At 56.6% G+C, this 20,218-nt stretch carries 13 protein-coding genes and 1 other RNA gene; 4 read left to right on the plus strand and 10 right to left on the minus strand.

All coding sequences use genetic code 11. The annotated features are described in order from the left end of the window. Positions 1-267: 267 nt before the first annotated feature. On the minus strand, positions 268-1,905 hold the full coding sequence (locus SH139x_RS25765; RefSeq protein ID WP_488352610.1) for a protein adenylyltransferase SelO: 1,638 nt from the start codon (positions 1,903-1,905) through the stop codon (positions 268-270). 69 nt (positions 1,906-1,974) lie between these two features. Then, positions 1,975-3,240, minus strand: coding sequence for a replication-associated recombination protein A (locus SH139x_RS25770; RefSeq protein ID WP_488352611.1), 1,266 nt, complete (start codon positions 3,238-3,240; stop codon positions 1,975-1,977). Between the two features lie 98 nt (positions 3,241-3,338). Here SH139x_RS25770 and SH139x_RS25775 point away from each other — a divergent pair, with 98 nt between their 5' ends. Continuing rightward, positions 3,339-3,797 (plus strand): DUF1499 domain-containing protein, encoded by a 459-nt coding sequence (locus tag SH139x_RS25775; RefSeq protein ID WP_488352612.1) that lies wholly within the window; start codon positions 3,339-3,341, stop codon positions 3,795-3,797. Positions 3,798-3,799: 2 nt separating this feature from the next. Here the strand turns inward: SH139x_RS25775 and nth are convergent, their stop codons facing one another. From nth to fusA, 5 genes are all read right to left on the minus strand, one after another. After that, entirely contained in the window at positions 3,800-4,453 is a 654-nt protein-coding gene (gene nth, locus SH139x_RS25780; protein WP_488352613.1) for an endonuclease III, read from the minus strand. A gap of 50 nt (positions 4,454-4,503) precedes the next feature. Continuing rightward, positions 4,504-5,241 (minus strand): sensor histidine kinase, encoded by a 738-nt coding sequence (locus tag SH139x_RS25785; protein ID WP_488352614.1) that lies wholly within the window; start codon positions 5,239-5,241, stop codon positions 4,504-4,506. 14 nt (positions 5,242-5,255) lie between these two features. Further along, positions 5,256-7,064, minus strand: a complete 1,809-nt coding sequence (gene pepF, locus SH139x_RS25790; RefSeq protein WP_488356095.1) for an oligoendopeptidase F — start codon at positions 7,062-7,064, stop codon at positions 5,256-5,258. A 125-nt stretch (positions 7,065-7,189) separates the two neighbouring features. After that, positions 7,190-8,179 (minus strand): acyl-CoA desaturase, encoded by a 990-nt coding sequence (locus SH139x_RS25795; protein ID WP_488352615.1) that lies wholly within the window; start codon positions 8,177-8,179, stop codon positions 7,190-7,192. A gap of 323 nt (positions 8,180-8,502) precedes the next feature. Then, positions 8,503-10,590 carry an elongation factor G gene (gene fusA / locus SH139x_RS25800; RefSeq protein WP_488352616.1) on the minus strand — a complete coding sequence of 696 codons (2,088 nt, stop codon included), beginning with the start codon at positions 10,588-10,590 and terminating at the stop codon, positions 8,503-8,505. A gap of 301 nt (positions 10,591-10,891) precedes the next feature. Between fusA and SH139x_RS25805 the strand changes: the two genes are divergently transcribed. Further along, on the plus strand, positions 10,892-11,890 hold the full coding sequence (locus SH139x_RS25805) for an alpha/beta hydrolase (RefSeq protein WP_488352617.1): 999 nt from the start codon (positions 10,892-10,894) through the stop codon (positions 11,888-11,890). A 203-nt stretch (positions 11,891-12,093) separates the two neighbouring features. Beyond that, positions 12,094-13,737 (plus strand): hypothetical protein, encoded by a 1,644-nt coding sequence (locus SH139x_RS25810; RefSeq protein ID WP_488352618.1) that lies wholly within the window; start codon positions 12,094-12,096, stop codon positions 13,735-13,737. A 70-nt stretch (positions 13,738-13,807) separates the two neighbouring features. Here SH139x_RS25810 and SH139x_RS25815 read toward each other — a convergent pair whose 3' ends face one another. Beyond that, positions 13,808-14,635 (minus strand): RluA family pseudouridine synthase, encoded by an 828-nt coding sequence (locus tag SH139x_RS25815; RefSeq protein WP_488352619.1) that lies wholly within the window; start codon positions 14,633-14,635, stop codon positions 13,808-13,810. A 26-nt stretch (positions 14,636-14,661) separates the two neighbouring features. Between SH139x_RS25815 and ssrA the strand changes: the two genes are divergently transcribed. Further along, positions 14,662-15,022: a transfer-messenger RNA gene (gene ssrA / locus SH139x_RS25820) on the plus strand. 259 nt (positions 15,023-15,281) lie between these two features. Here ssrA and SH139x_RS25825 read toward each other — a convergent pair. Both SH139x_RS25825 and SH139x_RS25830 read right to left on the minus strand, forming a co-directional pair. Continuing rightward, positions 15,282-17,228 carry a DUF4340 domain-containing protein gene (locus SH139x_RS25825; protein ID WP_488352620.1) on the minus strand — a complete coding sequence of 649 codons (1,947 nt, stop codon included), beginning with the start codon at positions 17,226-17,228 and terminating at the stop codon, positions 15,282-15,284. 52 nt (positions 17,229-17,280) lie between these two features. Beyond that, positions 17,281-20,154 (minus strand): Gldg family protein, encoded by a 2,874-nt coding sequence (locus SH139x_RS25830; protein ID WP_488352621.1) that lies wholly within the window; start codon positions 20,152-20,154, stop codon positions 17,281-17,283. Between the last annotated feature and the right edge of the window lie 64 nt (positions 20,155-20,218).

The following is a 20,218-nucleotide window of genomic DNA, read 5'->3' on the forward strand; positions in this document are numbered from 1 at the left end:
TGCTGACATGCGGGGGGCACCAACCCAGCCGCTGATTACTCTAATGCTTCATATTGTCGATGAGCCGACCCGTTTCGTCAACGAACACCCCGCCAACTAGCCCGATATTTCCCGCCGGGCGAAGCAAAGCAAGCGAAAACATGCCCAAAATATCCCCGAGAAGTTGCTAAACCACGATCGCACCACCCTGCGGAGCCCACATCAAGCCCGGGGAACTAGCCCCGAGCTCAAGAAGAAAGCGGGAAACACGGCGGCCGCCATCAGCCGCTATGAACTGCAGGACAACATCGAGCACCCCGCACGATTGCGTGCCCACTCGGGACGACGAGGGGCCAAGTGCTCAAACTCGGGCTGCTCGTCATAAGGCCGCCGCAACGCTTCCAGCAATTCCAGCAACTTGCTGGCATCTCCCTGCTCAGCTTGATCAATGGCCAGCTGCGCCAAGTAATTTCGCGGCACATACTTGGGATTCACGCGGTTCATCCCCTCCGCTCGCAAACCGGCATCACCACCGTCCTGGGCAACGCGATGCTGGTAACTCCGCAACCAAGCTCGCAGCTTCTCGCCCGCTGGCCCCGCAAGCTCCAAACTCGGCTCAAATGCTGGCAACAACGGAGCGAACCAGTCCGCCGAGTCACTTGCCGCCGACTCACCCGTCGCAGATTCAGCTGCTGGCACGACCTTCGCTAAACCGCGAAAGAACAACGTCATATCGGCTTCCGTCGCCTGCAACATCTCCCACAGTTCGGCGATCAACTCGTCGTCGCTCTCAGCTTGATATTGCTGCAAACCTAACTTGGCGGCCAAACAAGCTTGCCAATCTTGGCGAAACTTTTCCGCGTAGAGATTGATGCCAGCTTGCAAGCCTGCTTGATCTTCCAACACCGGCAACAAAGCATTTGCTAATTGCACCAAATTCCACATGGCAATCTGAGGTTGATTCGCGTACGCGTAACGACGGCCCGAGGCGTCAGTAGTGTTGGGGGTCCAGACTGGATCGTAATCTTCCAACCATCCATACGGCCCATAATCAATCGTCAAACCTAAGATCGACATATTATCGGTGTTCATCACACCATGCACAAACCCAACCCGCATCCAGTGCACCATCAACTCGGCGGTTCGCTGGCAGACCTCGGCAAACCAACGTCGGTAAAGCTCATCGCGTGAACTCTCCGCGGCGGCGAATTCTCCGGCAAGCTGAGGAAAGTCGGTGGCGATCGTATAATCAATCAACTGCCGCAACACATCCAGCTCACCCCGCGCAGAGAGAATCTCAAAATTCCCAAAGCGAATGAACGAGGGAGCCACGCGACACGTCACCGCGCCCGGTTCCCGGCGGGGATTTCCGTCGTAAAACATATCCCGCACTACCTGCTGGCCAGTGGTCACCAAACTCAGCGCCCGCGTGGTTGGAACTCCTAAATGATACATCGCCTCGCTGCAGAGAAACTCGCGCAAACTCGATCGCAACACGGCCAACCCGTCGGCCGTGCGGCTGTAAGGTGTCGGTCCAGCTCCCTTGAGCTGCAACACCCAACGCTGGCCCTCGCCGTTAATCCATTCCCCCAAGTTAATCGCTCGGCCATCTCCCAACTGGCCCGCCCAATTGCCAAACTGATGGCCACCGTAACGCATCGCAAATGGCTCCATCCCGGGGAGCAAACGATTGCCGGCAAAGATCTCGGCAAACTCCGGATCCTCCGGCCGCACGGGCAACCCCAACTCGGCCAGCAATTCGGGCGAATGAGCTAACAGCTTGGGCTCCGGCACGGGCGTCGGCTCCACTCGCGAGTAACAAGCGGCAAGCACTTGGCGGCGAAAATTTTGCGGCTCGGGATCTCCCGGTAACGCGCGCAAAAAACGATTGTCAAACTGAAAGCGATGATCGAGCTGAGTGGACATAGCAATGGGTAGAGTGATTGCGAGTTGCTGCGCGAACGCAGAGGCAAGAGATTTATTGGGGCCCTCTGATCACTGGGGCCTGTAGTAATTTGGCGAATGCCCCAAGTAGGGTTCCGGATCAAAATACTGTTGTCCCCGCGCCCCCTCGGGGTCCGCGTGGGGATAGACGTAACCGACACCGTTGCCGAGCTGCTTGGCTCCCTTGTAGTGGGCATCGCGAAGATGCAGCGGCACGGGGATCAACGGTGCCTCCCGCACGTCGCGGAGCGCTTCGCCGATCGCCACCGTGGCCGCGTTGCTCTTAGGGGCTGAGGACAAATAAGCGACGGCTTGACTGAGTGTAAGCTGACATTCGGGCAACCCAATCATCTCACAAGCTTGCATGCTGGCCACGGCCAGCGGCAAAGCTTGGGGGTCGGCGTTACCAATATCTTCGCTGGCCAAAATCACCAAACGTCGACACAAGAAACGAATATCCTCACCCCCTTCGAGCATTCTCGCCAACCAATAAATCGCGGCATTCACGTCGCTGCCACGAATGCTTTTGATCAGCGCGCTGGCTAAATCGTAATGATCATCGCCGCTGGAATCATAACCCGTTTGCTTTTTCTGCAGCGAATCACGCACCGCGGCGGGCGTCAACACCACGGGCGGAGGGCCCCCGCTGAGCACGGCGATTTCCAGGGTCAACAGCGCACGCCGCGCATCCCCTTCGACTTGTGAAGCAATCGCCAACAACGCTTCCTCTTCCGCTTCCACGGGAATCGTCCCCAACCCTCGCTGGCGGTCCCCCAGCGCGCGGCGGAGCAAAGCGACAATCTCCGCCGGTTGCAACGCCTGTAATTGGAAAAGCTGGCTGCGGCTGAGCAAAGCCCCATTGATGGCAAAGTGCGGATTGCTGGTTGTGGCGCCCACCAACGACACCACGCCCGCTTCGACATCGGGCAACAACGCGTCTTGTTGGCTACGGTTGAAACGATGAATCTCATCAACGAACAACACCGGCCGACCGCCGCCGGCAGCCACTTCGTCTTTCGCCCACGCCAAAATCTCCCGCAGCTCCTTTACGCCGCTGGTCACCGCGCTAAGCTGTTTGAGGATGCCGCCGGTTTCGACTGCCAACAAGTGGGCCAGCGTCGTCTTGCCCGTGCCGGGGGGGCCGAACAAAATAATCGACCCCAAACGCCCCGCATCGATCATGCGACGCAGCAACTTGCCTTCGCCGAGCAATTGCTGCTGACCAACAAATTCGGCCAACCGGCGGGGGCGCATGCGAGCGGCCAGCGGTTCGTTGGCGCGAAGATTTTCCGCTTCACTATCGGCAAATAAGCTCATGTCGACCCTTTCAGGCTAATCTGATTTCCCCGATCGGTAGACCGGCTGTACCCACGCAACGCCTCTCCCAACTATCTTTCTAATTCTGCAAACTCACTATGCAACGTAGAGCGAAAATGACTTGGTTGATACTCCTAATCTCCCTGCTGCCCTTCGTGGCGATCGCTTGGCGAATCGATGATTGGAGCCGCGATTGGACAACCAACACCGCCGCCACTTCACCGCAAGCGAGCGACCCTTGGCTGCAACCGGCGACCACGCAACTGCCTGTCGACACGCTGGCCAGTCGCCTCACGGAGTGGGTATCCCAGCAGCCCGCCTGGTCGCTGCAAACCACCGAGCAAAAAGGCGATGAACTTCACCTTCAGCTGGTTCGCTCCACCCGTTTGCTCCGCTTTAAGGATGACGTCGAAATAGTGCTCACCGCAACCCCCGCTGGAACAACTGTGCGAGCCAGCAGCGCCTCGCGAGTCGGCAAGGGCGATCTGGGCCAAAACCCACGCAACCTCCGCGAACTCATGCAAGCAGTCGCGGAACTCTCCGAACCAACAAACTAAGATCACGCCTTTTGATGCGCGAACGGACGCTTGCGGCGAGGATAGAGATGTTGGCAAATCTCACAACAAGTGCCATCACACCCCCGCGCTGAACAGTACTCACGTCCATAATAAATGATCTGTAAATGCAAGCGATTCCAACTGCTCTCGGGAAACAACTTTTTCAAATCTTGCTCAGTCTGCACGACATTTTTGCCGCTGGTCAGCCCCCAACGCTGAGCCAACCGATGGATATGCGTGTCAACGGGAAAGGCAGGTACGCCAAACGCCTGAGCCATCACGACGGATGCTGTTTTATGCCCCACGCCGGGAAGCGATTCCAAAGCGGCCATGTCCGCGGGAACTTGCCCCTCATGCCGCTCTAACAACAATCCAGCCAATTGAGCGAGCGCGCGGGCCTTCCGCGGCGCCAAGCCGAGCGGGCGAATGATCTCCAAGATTTTGGCCTCACCCAACCGCTGCATCGTTGCCGGCGTGCCGGCGACGCGAAACAGTTCAGGAGTTACCCGGTTGACCATCTTGTCTGTGCACTGGGCGCTAAGCAGCACGGCCACCAGCAACGTGAAAGGATCGCTGTGGTCAAGCGGTATCGGCGGCTGGGCATATAACTCATCCAACCGCCGCAGTACATAATCGGCGCGCTCTTGTTTTCTCATCAAGTGACCGCCAAGGATCAAAAGTTCTCCAGTACGCTATCCAACACGCACTACGCCAGGCGAGGCAGGGCGGGAAAGGAGAGGGTAAATTTTGTGCCTCGCCCCAATTCACTCTGCACCGTGATTCGCCCCCCATGGGCTTCAATAATCTTCCGAGCGGTCGGCAAACCAAGTCCCGATCCGGCGTGCTTGGTGCTGTAAAACGGCTCGAACATGTGCATCGCCGTGCTATCGTCCATGCCTTCGCCGGTGTCAATTAGATCCAACGCCACCCCACCCGGCGTGCTGTGCGTGCGGGCCACCAATTCGCCTCCGTCCGGCATCGCCTCAATGGCGTTCTTGACCAGATTCATGAGGGCCGCTTGCAGCGTATCGCTATGCATCATCACGCGGGGCAAATCAGGATCTAGATATCGTAAAATCTCCACTTCCGAAGCATCCGCTTGAGCCTGATAAGCTCGTAAGACGCGATCGATTTGATCATTCAAGCTGCCAGATGTCAGGTCCATATCGCGGAGTCGGGCGAACCGCAAAAAGTCAGCCAACAAGCGTTCCATCCGCTCGCACTGCTGGCGAACGATATCGACCTTATCGAGCGCGCGACGCCGCATCGGTTGTTCAACATCATATAAATCCTCACTCAGCAAATCGATGTTCATATGAATCACCGAGAGTGGATTTTTGATTTCGTGCGCCAGAGAACCAGCCAATTCGGCTAGTTCCTCATAACGCCGACGCATGGGATCGACCAGCGTGTCGTCATCCCCAGCAGCCATCTCACTGTCCATCCTACAACCTTCGGTTAGAGCAGGCTGTCCAGCTGGGCGGTCAAGTCCTTAAACCGCGCCAAAGTCACAGCGACCGGCTCCGGTTGAGTCATGTCGACACCAGCATCACGAAGCAAATCCAACGGTTCTTTACTGCAGCCACCGGAGAGGAATTTCAAATAATCATCCAGCTCCTGCTGCCCGCCAGCCAGCACCCGGCGAGAGAGGGCAACCGCCGCACTCAGCCCCGTGGCATACTTGTAAACATAGAAAGCGCGATAGAAATGCGGGATGCGAAAACATTCCAGCTCGAGCTCTTTGTCAATGGTAAAGTCGGGGCCGAAGTAAGCTGTCAATAACTCCCGATAAGTCGCGCGAAAAGAACCGACAGTCAACGGTTCACCCGCTTCGGCCATCTCATGGATCCGTTTTTCAAACTCAGCAAACATCGTCTGCCGAATCACGGTCCCGCGGATGCTGTCGAGCTCTTGATTAATTAAATAAGCACGCTCACGGTCATCGGTAACCGTCTTCAGTAAATGCTCCGTAAGAAGCTGTTCGTTAAAGGTGCTAGCCACCTCGGCAACAAAGATCGTGTAGTTGTAATACTCAAACGGCTGGTGCTTCGCCGAGTACCAACTGTGCATCGAATGACCCGCTTCATGAGCCAGCGTGAAAACATCATTCAACACTTGCTCTTTGAAGTTCATCAAGATGTAAGGATCACCATCGTAAGTCCCGCAAGAGAAAGCGCCACTTTGCTTGCCACGATTGGGATACCGGTCACACCAGCGCCGCCGCAAACCCTCCTCCAACACTTGTAAATATTGTGAACCGAGCGGTTCCAGGGCAGCCAATATCGTATCGACCGCTTGATCCCAAGTGTGACGCTTTTGAATGTCGGAAAGAATCGGCACGTAAGTGTCGTAATGATGAATCTCCGACATACCCATCTTGCGACGACGGACATCGAAGTATTCATGGACCACGGGCAGCGAATCGCGGACCGCGGTGATTAGATTGTCATACACGGAAACCGGCACGTTATCCGGGAATAAAGCCGCTTCCAGACTGCTGGAATAATTGCGGACTCGCGCGTAATAGACGTCTCGATGCGTCGAACCAGCCAAGGTGGCGGATAGGGTGTTTTCATGCGCCGTGAATTGGGCGTAGTACTGATGGAACGCGCGGCGACGTGTGTCACGATCGGGATTAATTAGCAATTGCCCAAACGTGGCGTTGGTAAGCTCCAGCGTGTGGCCGGTCGTATCGGTGATCTCGCCAAACTTAAGATCAGCGTCGTTCAGCTGTCGAAAAGCGGTCGAAGCGGTCGCCGCCATCTCACCCTGCATGGCCAGCAAGCGTTCCTCACGGTCGCTGAGCGTATGGGGACGGTACCGCAACAATCGCTCGAGGCTGAGTCGAAAACGCTCCAGCACCGGTTGCTGCAACATGGCGTCCATTTGCTCGGGCGGAATGGCAAGTATTTCCGGACGGATAAAACTAGCCGCCTCAGAGGCCTGGGTGACCAGTGAGCGAAAGCGATTTTGCATCGCCTGGTAGGTGTCGCTGGTTTGATCCTCAGTGGTCCGCAAGAACGCGTACGTCCCCACGCCTTCAGCCAACCGATCAAAAATGCTGTCGTAGTCCAACAACTCGGCCAAGACCTCAGCCGACTCTCCCAAGCGGCCTCGGTACTGCTGGAAATGCCCAATCATTCCCTTCAGTTTGCCAAAACCGGCCTCCCAGGCAGTGTCGTCGGCGTAGAGACTGGACAGATCCCAGGTATCGTCCGTGGGAACTTCGCTGCGGTTCGGTAACGTGGTGGCGGTAGACACGGTTATTGTCGACTCCTCCGTGGATCAGGGTCCTCAGGTTGTGAAGCCGAAAGTTTACCAAATTGTCTCGCGCGTTTGACGCCCCCGCAAAAATTAGCTGACCGCCATGCAAAGGCCATGCGTCAGCCCAGTCAAGCGGCGCCGTCTATCGCCGCGTCCGCGTCTTGCAACTTGGGTCGCACCACGTCTTTGGCTAATCCAACTTTTTCCATGGCGAGGATGATCCACCAGGACATATCAAACTCATACCAACGATGCCCATGTCGTGCTGCTCGCGGGCTGGCGTGATGGTTGTTGTGCCATCCCTCGCCGTGCGACAACAGGGCAACCAGCCAATTGTTACGACTGTGGTCACGCGTTTCATAATTGCGATAGCCGAACAGGTGAGCTAACGAATTGACGGCCCAGGTTCCGTTGAGCACAAACACGGTGCGAACAATCACTCCCCAAACCAGCCAGCTGTAGGCCATTTGGACTGAGCCAGCGAGTGTTCCCGCGGCAAACCAGCCATACAGACCACCGAGGGCCGAGATCACCAAGGCATGGCCAAGGTAGATCCCCAGCCAGCGATATCGTTTTTCCAAGTTGAGATAGAAAGGGTCCCTCAAGAGATCACGCACGTAACGCTCGAAAAAGCGAATGTGGTCATGGTCTCGATTTCGACAAACAACCCAGCCCACATGGGACCAGAGAAAGTTGACTAACGGGGAATGCGGGTCGGGTTGATGATCGCTGTGCTGATGATGCATGCGGTGAATCGCCACCCAGCGAGCCGGACTGTCTTGCAAATTGCACATCCCCATCACGGCAAAGCTGTGCTCTAACCACTTTGGGCAAGTAAATCCGCGGTGCGTCAATAAGCGATGGTATCCGATCGTGATCCCGAACATGCCGAAGGTAAAGTGCCCCAGCACGCCAACGATCAAACCTTCCCAGCTGAAAAAATAGGGCACAAAGGCCAGCAGAGCGGCGACATGCAACACCGCTAACGGGATCACATAAGTCCAATAGATCGTCAGCGGAGTCGCCGACTCGGGGTGCGGAATTCGCTGCGGATCCACCCCTTCACTCGGCAGGGCTTCGGAGCTTAACTCGTCATCGACTCGAATTTCATCAAGCATTGTCGTTAGCGAGGTTAACGAGGAAGGGGACCAAAAGCTGGATAATGATTCGAATCATACGCTTTTGTCATGTTTGGCGCCGATGCGACTTTCCAGGAATTATCATACTTGCCTTCACCGGCGGCATACTGCCAGCGCAACAAAAAACCGCGATTCCGACCAATTGGCCAATGAATCGCGGTGTACTTTGAGACACTCGGAATCTATCCAGAAAACCACCTCCGCTTGGGTGTTAACCGCGGTTTCCTGCGATCAACGTTGGTTTTCTATTCGCTTCCAACTCTAGTGTCGATTGCTAAATGAGGCATCAGCGGACGAGCCAATTACTTGGCACCTACCGCCTGCTGCTCTTTCTTCTTGGCGATGATCTCTTCCTGCACATTTGAAGGCGTGCGACGATAGGCCAGCAGTTCCATCGTAAAGGTCCCTTGTCCCTGAGTCATGCTCCGCAGGTCGGTAGCATAGCCAAAGGTTTCAGCCAAGGGAACTTCCGCTTCGATGTAGCTGACCGCGTCACGCGATTCGGTGCTGGTGATCAAACCGCGACGACTGATTGCGTTACCAACGACGGTACCTTGGAAGTCCTCGGGGCACTCGATTTCGACCTTCATGATCGGTTCGAGCAACACGGGGCCAGCCTTCTTGAAGTACTCGCGGAAACATTCTTGAGCACAGGTGTAGAAGGCCTTTTCCGAACTATCGACGTCGTGATAACTACCGTCCTCGAGTTCGATCTTGGTACCGACCACTGGGTATTCGGCAATCGGGCCCTTGGTCAGTGAATCGCGGAAGCCCTTTTCGACTGCCGGGATGTACTGCTTGGGAATCCGACCACCGACAACTTTGTCGACGAACTCGAAGCTACCCTCGGAGTCCGAATCGGTGGGCAACAACTTGCCGACCACGTGACCGTACTGACCGCTACCACCGGTTTGCTTCTTGAACTTGTGGTTGAAATCGATGGCTTGCGTAGGGGCTTCGCGGTAACTGACCTTGGGAGCACCCACTTCGACTTCGACCTTGTATTCGCGACGCATCCGTTCGACGTAGACGTCGAGGTGCAACTCGCCCATCCCGCTGATCAGGATCTCGTTGGTTTCCTCGTCGGTGAAGACGCGGAACGTGGGATCCTCTTTGCGGAATCGCTGCAGCGCTTTGCCCATCTTGTCGGCATCCGAGCGACTCGCTGGCGACACAGCCACCTTGATCACTGGATCTGGAATAAACATCGACTCGAGCGTACAGTAATCACGAGTGGCACAGTAGGTATCGCCCGAGGCGCTATCAATTCCCGTGATGGCCACGATGTCGCCCGCCGAGGCTTCTTCGATGACTTCACGCTTGTCGCTGTGCATCCGCACGATCGCGCTGAAACGTTCCTTACGCCCCATCCGTTGGTTGTAGTAGCTGTCGCCTTTCTTAATCGTACCTTGGTAGACCCGCATAAAGGTCAACTGACCAAACGGATCTTCGACGATCTTGAAAGCCATCCCGACGAACGGCAAATCCGGATCAGGCTTGAGCATGATCTTATTGGTTTCGTCCTTGGGATCGCGTCCGAAGATCTCTCGATCGAGCGGGCACGGCAGGTACGAAGTCACGGCATCGAGCAACGGCTGGACACCCTTGTCCTTGTAGGCACTGCCCATGTAGACCGGGGTCGCACCACCGAGGACCGCTTCCCGCATCACGCGGTGGATCATCTCCTCGCTGATTTCTTCTTCACTGAGCAGCTTTTCCATCAGCTCATCGCTGTACATCGACAACGATTCCAGCATCGCGGCGCGAGTCTCTTGAGCTTCTTCGAGCAGATCGGCCGGCACTTCGCCTTCCTCAACAATCTCGCCACGAGCACCGCCGAAGCGAAGTGCTTTCATGGTGATCAAGTCGACCACGCCTTCGAACTTGTCTTCGGCACCAATTGGCAATTGGGCAAAGAACGCGTCAGCACCGAGCTTATCACGCAGTTGCTGCATGACGCGGCGGGGGTTGGCACCGGTGCGATCCATTTTATTGATGAACGCCAACCGAGGCACTTGATAGCGCTTCATTTGCCGGTCAACCGTGATCGATTGACTTTGCACGCCACCGACGCTGCACAACACCAAGACGGCGCCATCGAGTACGCGGAGGGAGCGTTCCACTTCGACCGTAAAGTCAACGTGACCGGGGGTGTCAATTAGGTTAATACCAAAACCTTTCCACTCGACGCTGGTCGCGGCGCTGGTGATCGTGATCCCCCGCTCCTTTTCCAACTCCATGTGGTCCATCGTGGCGCCGTCGCCCGAACCACGCACCTCTTCAATCTTGTGGATCCGGCCGGTGTAAAACAGGATCCGCTCCGAAAGGGTCGTTTTTCCCGAATCGATGTGGGCGCTGATCCCAATGTTTCGCAGATTCTCCAGCTTCATTCGTCTCACCTGAGCCAACGTGGGGCCGCCCGACCCGTCCCACTTCTGAATGCGGGGACAGACCAGTCTACGGCCGAAAAATGTGTACAGTGGTATCGGGCAAGAACTGGCCCGTTATCCGGCATGTGTCGAATATGCCAGAGCGCTAACTGTTGCGAAAGATCAAATCACTCTATTTTCTCAAGCTGGTGACGGTTCTTTACACGTTCTTAGCTTCTCCGGCTGTCGAAAACCGCTTCCACTCCTTTAAGTATAGACAGGTATTCACCCCATGTTTGTTCGGCCAGCTTCCCAAAAACCAATGAATTTCACGCTTCGAGCCCTAATCCTCACGATCGCGGCTGCCCAGACATGCCTATCCAGCTCGGCCTGCCAAGCAGCTGGCCAGCCCCCCGCCAGCCAGCAACTGGCCGATCAAGCGACAAAAAATAAACCGAGCGAACCGCTGCGAATGCTACTGTGGCCCGATTTGGAAACACCCGCCAACCAGCCACCCGCGAATCAGGCTCCAGGGGCGGCGGGCAACGCCAGCGGCGATCGCCCCACCTTGCAGTTCTATCGCGCCGACTCGGCAACTCCCACCGCTGCCGTGTTAGTCGTCCCCGGCGGCGGCTATGGCGGTTTAGCGGACGGACACGAGGGGACTGAGATCGCCCGCTGGTTGAATTCGGCGGGCATCTCCGCCGCCATCTGTCGCTATCGCCATCGCAATTCCGGCGCGGGTTACGGTTATCCGTATCCTCTGCTCGATGCTCAGCGAGGAGTGCGGATGCTGCGAGCACAGGCTGAATCTTGGAACATTGATCCGAACCGAATTGGGGTGATTGGATTTTCCGCAGGTGGCCATTTAGTCACCAGCTTGAGCACTACCGAAACGTTACTGCCCAATGCTCAAGATCCGCTCGACAGCCATTCCAGCCGCCCCGACTTTGCCATCGTGTGCTACCCAGTGATTGCGTTTGGTCGACCGTACACCCATCAAGGTAGCCAACGCAATTTGCTCGGCAACGATGTCCCGACCGCTCGCCTCGAAGAACTCTCCACAGACCGCCGCGTGACTACTGAAACGCCACCAACGTTCCTCTGGCACACTGCGCAAGATCCCGTCGTTTCCGTGCAAAATGCGTTGGTTTACTACCAGGCCTTAGTCGCTGCCGGCGTGCCCGCGGAGCTGCACATCTTCGAGCGAGGGCGTCACGGGCTGGGGCTGGCGCGGGCCGCCGAAGGCCCCCAATTGCCCTCAAGCCATTGGCCCCAGCTGTGCCTCAGTTGGCTAAAGCAGCACGGCTTTTGCGAGTAGTCGTCGCTGGCAGCCTCCGTTCCTGCGGCAGCCGGAATCCGCTACCCAGCTAGATTCTTCCTCGAATTAAGTAAATTCCGCTCTTTACCAGGCTTGCCGAGTGGGGGTAGGATGAGGAGTGACCATACATTCGCCTGTGGCTTTGCGGGAACTCGGTTTCCCGCACCCAGTCGATTACCTGATTACCCGACAGGAAGGATCCGATGGGCGGAGCTCCGCTGCTGCTGGCCATGGCCGTCGTCATGGTCGACCCCGGCTGGGAATCTATCGGCCCCGGTCAGTATCGATATATCATCCAAGTAACGCCTGAGCAATTTGAAACGCTCAAGGCCGAACGGAAGCTGACCAGCCGCATCCCCGAGAATTTGCGGGGCCAAATCACCGAAGTGGAAATCCGCTTCGGTGACGGGCCATTGCCGCGCCCGGAGATCATCGCGGCCAGCGGTTTGCAAGAAACCGCTTTTCCCGTAGCGCCCCAAGATTATCCCCGGCCGCCCGACGAACTGCAGCCGAACACGATGCGCGGGCAAGATGGCGGCGACAGCAACTTTCAAATTCCCAGCATGTCGCCGAGCACTTCTCCCCGAACAACTCCGGGGACCACTCCCAGCACGGCTCCCAGCACCTCCTCCAATAACGGTTTGCCCAGCACGGGGCCCAGCAGCGGCGGCATGAATCGGAATCCCGCGGCGGGACCAGCCACCGATTTTCAAATTCCCGCGACTCCCACCACGACTCGCCCCGGCACCACTCGCCCCAACACCACCCAACCTGGCACGTCTGGTAACAACGCATCCACAGACCCTTACGGCCCCACACCACCGCCCAGCTGGAGTCGCGAAGCCGCCACCAACCGCAACGCTGCCGAGACCAATCCCGCTGGCGCCGACCCACGCTTTGCGGCGACAAGCAGCGGCAATACCCAGCCCGGGACCGATCCCCCTTCGATGAACGCCGGCGGAGTCGACAATCGAGGACTTTCCGAAATCAATCGCCGTGGGACGCGACAAATCCAACCCGCTTCCACGCAAACACTCGGCTCGCAAACCAACAGCTCGCAAATCAACAGCGACGACACTTACAAGTTTTGGGATCGCCGCAGCGGCATGACCCCGGCGGAACAACGCCAAAGCGACCAACGGCTGGTGGCTGAAGTCACTTCCAATCAATCGGGACAATTAATCGACCGCTCGACCCTCCGTCCGCTGGCGGCCGACGATCCCCGCTTTAGCCAAATGCTCGATTACCTCGTGCGAATCGGCGAAATCACAGTCGCTGAAGAACGCGACCTGCTTGACTGGGCAGAGAACCTGCTGAGCAAGGAACGCGCCACCGAGGCACAACGGAACACGAGCCGCACAGCCCAGCTGACAACCAACCCCACCACCTTTCCACCAGCCTCGCGGAACACTTCAACGTCCAACGACAGCCGCACGCTCGAAGAGCAGCGCATTCGCGAACAATTGCTGCAGGAACAGCTAGCCACCGAACGTCTCGCTCGGGAACGACTCGCACAACTCGGGGCCGCCGCCCTACCAACCGCGAATCAACTAGCCTCGAATCAGCCAGCGACCGATCAAACTGCCGGAGGGCAAAGGCAACCAATGGTCGATGCGAATCGTCAAGCCGAGGGCACGACGAGCAGAACGGGACGGCTTTCGCCCTCCGACGATGAACCACTGGTCCGCAATCAAGCCCAGCTTGAGTCGCGTCCGCTGATCAACTTTTTTCTGCTGTTTTCGCTAGTTGCTAACGCCTATCTGATGCTGGCTGTCTCCCGGCTGATCCGCCGCTATCGCAATTTGGTCGCCACCAGCCGGGGCAGCAACGGCTCGCTGTCGATCTAGCTGACATCGTGTCGACACGACACCACTGCCTTATTGGCAAGCTGGCGGACTCACGGGCGAACTGGCGGGCTCATTTAGGAACTGGCGGGGCAGGCCGCCAATCGTCAGGCAACAACTGCTGCCAAACTGCTGGCGGCTGAGCATCGAAGCGCATCGTTTGCCGCGTTGTGGGGTGTTCGAACTGTAATTGCCATGCGTGCAAGGCGATGCCCTGACCCCAGTTGGCTGCCGATTTGTCGTACTTGCGATCCCCCCAAATTGGCAAACCCCGAGCGGAAAACTGCAGGCGAATTTGGTGTTTTCTACCAGTCAGCAATTCAATCTGGACGGCCGCCAGTGGTTGCCCCTGGTCGTTACCCTGCTGGTTAGCCCGACCATCGTGATGCCAGCGGTGCAAAGTTTGATACCGCAGGGTTGCCTGTTTAGCGCCCTGCGTTGCCTGTGAGGGCGAATGGGTTTGGCGGACGACTCGCATGCGGTGTGCCGCGTCGTCCTTGTAGACTTCATCGACCAACTGTCCACTATCGGCATCGGGTTGTCCGGCCAGAATTGCCAGATAAGTTTTGCGGATCATGCCGCGCCGCAGCTGGTCCGACAAGCGACTGGCCGCCTTGCTAGTGCGGGCCAGCACCAGCACGCCGCTGGTCACAGTGTCCAACCGGCTGACCACGCCGATGAACACATTGCCCGGTTTTTGGTACTTTTCCTTGATGTAATCAACCGCCCACTGGTAGACGCTGGGCCGGTCGACGACACCCGCGGTGGCGATACCCGCCGGTTTGTCGACGACTAGCAGATGATTATCTTCGTGCAGAACGGTGGGGACCAGCATCAAAGTTCTTTGCGGATCAAGTTGGCGATTGGGTGAGCCGATGTTATCATATGGATTGGCAAGCAACCCGTGAGGGGATTTGCCGCTTCTGAGGGGGCGACTTAGATTCGACCGGATATCAGGAAGCGACGGTGGCGTGCCGTGGTTGGTCAGTTGGCCACGTAAAAAGCTGACCAAAAATTAGTTGCCGAGAATAATCTCGCAATGGCTGCGTAAGTAAACGCGGCCCTGGCTGAGGGGGACTTCCGGAGTCGCCCGACTGCTGGTCACCAATTCCGGATCGTTCTCAGTCACGCTGGACACGCTGAGAGCTAAAAAATGTTTCGAGCTAGTCTTTGCGGCAGCCCGTCGGCGGGCGATCTCAAAGGCGAATCACCAAATCGTCGACTACACACGTAGAAGCCGTCGTGGATGAATCGCGGGACGGGAGTGCAATTCTCCCCGCCTCCACTCTAAAAGGCACTTACGAGCAATCGTAAGTGCCTTTTTTTGTGTCGTTGTTCATTTTTATAAAATAACCTTTGCTTGACCCGCAGCCGCATCATACCACTGAAATCCAAGTCGTATGCACAAGCTTGAGCGTGTCTGTGCTGCGAGCCCATCGACGCCTGCGGTTGCGGGCCATGCCTGCGCCGTCGGCTGCGGGTCAAACGCGTTTGTGCCTAACCGACTTGCAACGACGAAGGTGCGAATGGGCCGGCGAATCAAAACCCTAGTTCGAAAAATTGAACTGAGGCAATCCAGCTGGACCGACGGGGGGCTGATTTGGCTGAGCGGCTGCTCCGTCACCTTGCTGAATCAAATCACCAAGCTTGATCTGCAGATCGGCATACGTTGACTCGGGAACAATGTAATACCAATCGGCAAAGCGAGCATTTAACTCACTGACTCGCTTCTGAGCCGCAGCAATTTTCTCTTCCCACTCGTCAATCAAACGCTGATTCTCCTTCTTGATCTTCTCCTGCTCCGCTTGCAAATATTCCTGCTGCTCCTCGGGAGTTAAGTCATCCCACTCGTTAGCAGGCGGCTCTTCAGCGGCGGGCTCTTCCGCAGCGGGCTCCTGGGCAGCAGGTGGCTCCTGGGCAGCAGGTGGCTCCTCGGCCGCAGGCGGCTCCTCAGCAGGCGGCTCCTCAGCAGGTGGCTCCTCGGCAGGTGGCTCCTCGGCAGGTGGTTGCTGGCTAGGTTCTTGACCACCGCCACGCACTTCACCTTCACCTGAGGCTTCCGAGCTGCCTTCACCAGACGTTTCCGCTGGCGCTTCCTCAACAGCAGCCGGTTCGTCTACTGGCTCAGGGGCCGGGGCCTGAGCGGCTGGTTCCTCACCCGCAGCCGGTTCACCGCTCGCGGGCGCCAGCGGGTTGGGGAGAATGAGGCCGGCAGCCGGTTCCGCGGGCGCGGGAGGATTTCGCAACGCGGCCAGCTCTTCCAAAGTTTGCGGGACCGGTTGCACTTCGGGACGCGGAATTTGACTTTCGTTGACTCGCGTCGTTACCAACAGATAACGTTCGGCCCCCACATCCGCCTCGGCCCCTTCTTCCTCTTGATCGTCTTCGCTAATAATCCCCGCCACGCCTCCAAACCGCAGGATGTACTGTACGCCATCCTTAAGATCCACAATCGTTTCACCGTTGTTGGCCAAAATGTCAACGCCATCGCCCGAGCTGTTTGTCAGCGGGTAAAAACCCTTTTTGACCAACGACTGCAATGATTCGTCATTCTCCACCAACGATTTGTCGGCTTTCAAATCAGCACTCATGCCGTCCGGCTTGCGAACAACATCGACAATTTTGAGATCGTCCAACGCGTTCTTCAACTTATTGAGCGCCGTCGTGTTCAGCGACTCGCCAGGCTGCAACGTCCGCATACTGCCAGCGTTGGTGTTGTCATAAACAAGCAAGTTTTCCAACGACCATTGGTTGGTATCATCCAGCGTTAAATCGGCATCATAAGAGCGTTGCTGGCTGACTTCGATACCTCGCAGTCCGGCGTTAACGGCGACGGAGTACTTGCGAATCTTGGCAGCCCCCACATCGATACTGGAGAGTTGCAGCAAGTCGTCTTCAATCCAGCGACTAAATTCCGTAGTCAACGGATCGATGTCGAGTTCAATCTCATAAACAGGGTCCTGATTAGGAACGCGGACATAGCGGTGAGTGGGAAAGTCGGCGACTTCATTGCCAATCACTAACTCCACCAACGCTTTTCCCTCGGCGTTCTTGACTGTCACCAAACGACCGACACCATCATCACCAACGGATAGCTTTTCCAAGTCGGGCTCGATCACCCCGAAATCATCATGATCCTCCGGGTTTTCTGACTTCACGTCGAGAATCTTCAGCCCCAGCAACGCCGTGGCCGCTTGTTGCATTTGCTCGCTACCATCGGCCGGATAGCCTTGTCGCGAGGGAATGCTCCAAACACCCGTCTGACGATCCTTGGCGACTTCGAAAGACTCAATTTGTCCCAAGACCGCGTCAAAATTGACGATCTTCATGCTCGATGCGGCCAGCGGATCGGTGAACTCCTCAAAGAGTTCCTTGCCGACCAACAGGGATACGGCTGTCTCCTGATTGCTCCGCGGCCACGCCACAAAAGTTGCGAATGCCGCCATGCACCCCGCGACCACCCAAAAAATACCAGTTTTAGTGCCTTCGTTCATCGCTCGTAGTCAACCAACAGTTTGAGTGAATAGGTAAGTTGCCGGATCAAACTTAGCGCAACCGCGCCTTGGTGATGCTGTCTCGCTCCCGCAAGCGGCGGGACGAAAACACAACCACGCCAACGATCAATGGCGGGATACAGGGGAGTGTCACAGCCAAGGCCTTGACCAAGTTCTGAATCTGCACCACATCCATATCCGCCTCGCGACGAATCACTTGGATTTGATTATTCATCTCCCGTTCAAACTTTTCTTTCTGAACCGTCTTGGCTCGCTGCAGAGCGGCTTCCTTCATTTGCGACTCTTGCACCAAGAGTTGGATTTGCGAGCGATCAATGCTGCCGGTCTCGGCCTGCTTCCGCAAGTCGTCCATCTTCTTCTGCAACTTGGCCAACTGCTCGTCGCTCTCTTCGTTGAACTTCCGAGTCTCTTCGTCGAAAGCGTCTTGGAATTCCTGGCGAGACTCAATCACTTTGCGATTCGCCACTTCCTTGACTTCCTCAATCAATCGCAACGAACTGTAAACCGGTTGGTGCTTGCGAATCTCCAAGAACGCCAGCTCTCCCGTCAACCAGTCGATGGTGTTGAGCAGAAAAGTCACGTTTTGAAATTGGAAACGCGTTTCCACTTGATTCGGGTCGGCCCGCAATTGCAAAAAGTCAGGCAACATCAAATCGACGTCCGCAACGTAAACAGCTCTCACACCAACCTCAGCAGTCGCCTTATCGTCCCCGTCCGCAGCAGCTGGCCCCTCGATTGCCATCGCCATCGCCTGGAAACCTTCGCTGTCGCCAATCTCGGTTTTAATGATGGTCGCCGCATCGGGTGAAGACAGCGCCGAGCGAGCCTTCAGGTAAGAAATCTTGCCGGCTGAACCGCCGGTCTTGAGCAACGGCGTATGCTGTAGCTGCGAATTTTCTTTCGCGGCCACCGCGCCGCCAGCCAACATCAGGATTTGCCGCAATCCCGAAGTGATCGGATTATCCTCGCTCAGCGAATCCTCAGCACCGGGTGATTGCTCGTCAATGAAGGCCCACAGTTCGTTGGCACCCAGCGACAAGTCGGGATACGGATTGTGAATCTGCCAAACCAAATCGGGTGCCAACATCCCCATCGCACCAGGACTGCCGGGAATGTCCAAGCCCAGGGCATCCCACAGCTGAATCATGTCGCCCTTGGGTTGCGGACCACCGCCCCCACCGAACATTCCACCGGGAGCCTGTTTGGGATCGCCGGTTGGTGTTAACCCGCCCCAAGTTCCCGCGTAGGGAAATGGATCTTCGAAGATCGCCACGGGAACACCCGCTTTGACCGCTTCCACTAACTGATTGAACCGTTCGGGAGCCATCGTCGAAGGCTGGACAGCCAACAGCGCGTCATACTGGCCGGGCATCACCGGGCTGGCAAAGTCAACCGCTTCGACTTCGTATTGTTTTTCCAATTCGCTGACGATCGGATGCTTGGGCGTTTGTCGCGGGGACATACCGCTCATCGTAAACCCGCCCATTAATTGAGCGTCGGTTTCCACGATTCCAATCCGCTTTCGCTGGCCTTTGGCAACGGTATCGATGGAGCGAACAAGCTCGTACTCAACAGGAATCCCATATTCAAAAATTGGGATCGTGACTTTTTCCAAACCGCTGCGAATCGCCGCACCAAGGATCAGACGCTTCTGCTGGAAACTGCCTTTCTCGCGGACCATCCGCTCGACGGGCACGATGCCAAATCGCTCTTCGGCCAACGTCGCTTCCTCGCTGAACAACTCGATGTCTTCATGCAAGCGAACTTCGATTGCGCGGCCACCTTTATTGGCTTCGCTCTCGAATTCCTTCAACAAGTTGACCAGCTCGTAGCGAGCCTGAGCGTACTGCTCGGGAATGCTCTCACTGATGAAGGCATCGATCTTGATCGGACGCTCTGGATCGAGGTCGCGGATTAACTGCTTTGTCTCAGGAGCCAGCGAGCTGACTTGCCCCTCGGTGGTGTCGACGCGAATCACGTCCCAGTTACGAGCCAGCACCACGGATCCACCGGCAAAGACAACCAAGGCCGCGGTTCGTGCCAAATAATGCCACGCCATCGAGTTGCCGTCTTTACCACCTGTCCAGTGCCGGCGACCAATCAACACCATGCAAACGTACAAGGCGATCATCGCGGCCAGGACAAAGTAAGTCACCGAAGAGAGGCTGATGACTCCGCGGCCAAAGTCATCAAACGAGCGGTTCAGCCCGGAGGCTCGCAGGAAAGCCGCGATCTTTTCATTCGGGACAATCGACTGCGCCAAAGAAGCGAAGGCCAACGGCGCGTTAAACAATGACCCCAAGATGAAGCCGACGGTCAAGTTTCCGGTAAGGAACGAAGCGACCATCCCGATCGCCAACATCGTCAAACCGATAAACCAATAACCCAAATAGGAGGAGAAAATCAGCCCAGTATCGACATCACCGCGAGTCAGCACGGCCAAAGTGATGAACGTTGACAGCTGTGAGAAAAGCAGCGAGGCAGTGAAAATCGCCGCAGCAGCCATGTATTTTCCGATCACGATGTCAAAATCGTCGGCCGGCAAAGTCAGCAACAACTCGTCGGTACCTTGGCGTTTTTCTTCCGCCCAAATGCTCATCGTGATGGCTGGAATGAAGACCAGCATGATCAGCGGGAACCACTGGTTGAGCTGGTCGAGCGTGGCCAGGTTCTGGTTGAAGAACTCGTACGGCCAGAAAGCAGCGACGGAGGTCAAGAAGACGAAAATACAGAGAAAAACATAACCCGTGGGGTTGCTGAAATAGCCGACGAAGTTGCGACGCATGACAGCGTAAGCTGCCCGCTTTGTGGTGGAGAGCAACGCTGCGATCAGCGCCAACCCCAACAAAAAGATCGCGTCGACGAACAACAAAATCAGCAGCACAAAAAGAATCGATTGACTCATGGCTGGGACTGTACCGGTGAATTAAGAGTGTACGTTGGGCAAAAATGAAGCTGATGAATCGAAC

Origin of the sequence: Kothea flammea (assembly GCF_052161645.1) — a bacterium.
Classification (GTDB): domain Bacteria; phylum Planctomycetota; class Planctomycetia; order Pirellulales; family Pirellulaceae; genus Laterigemmans.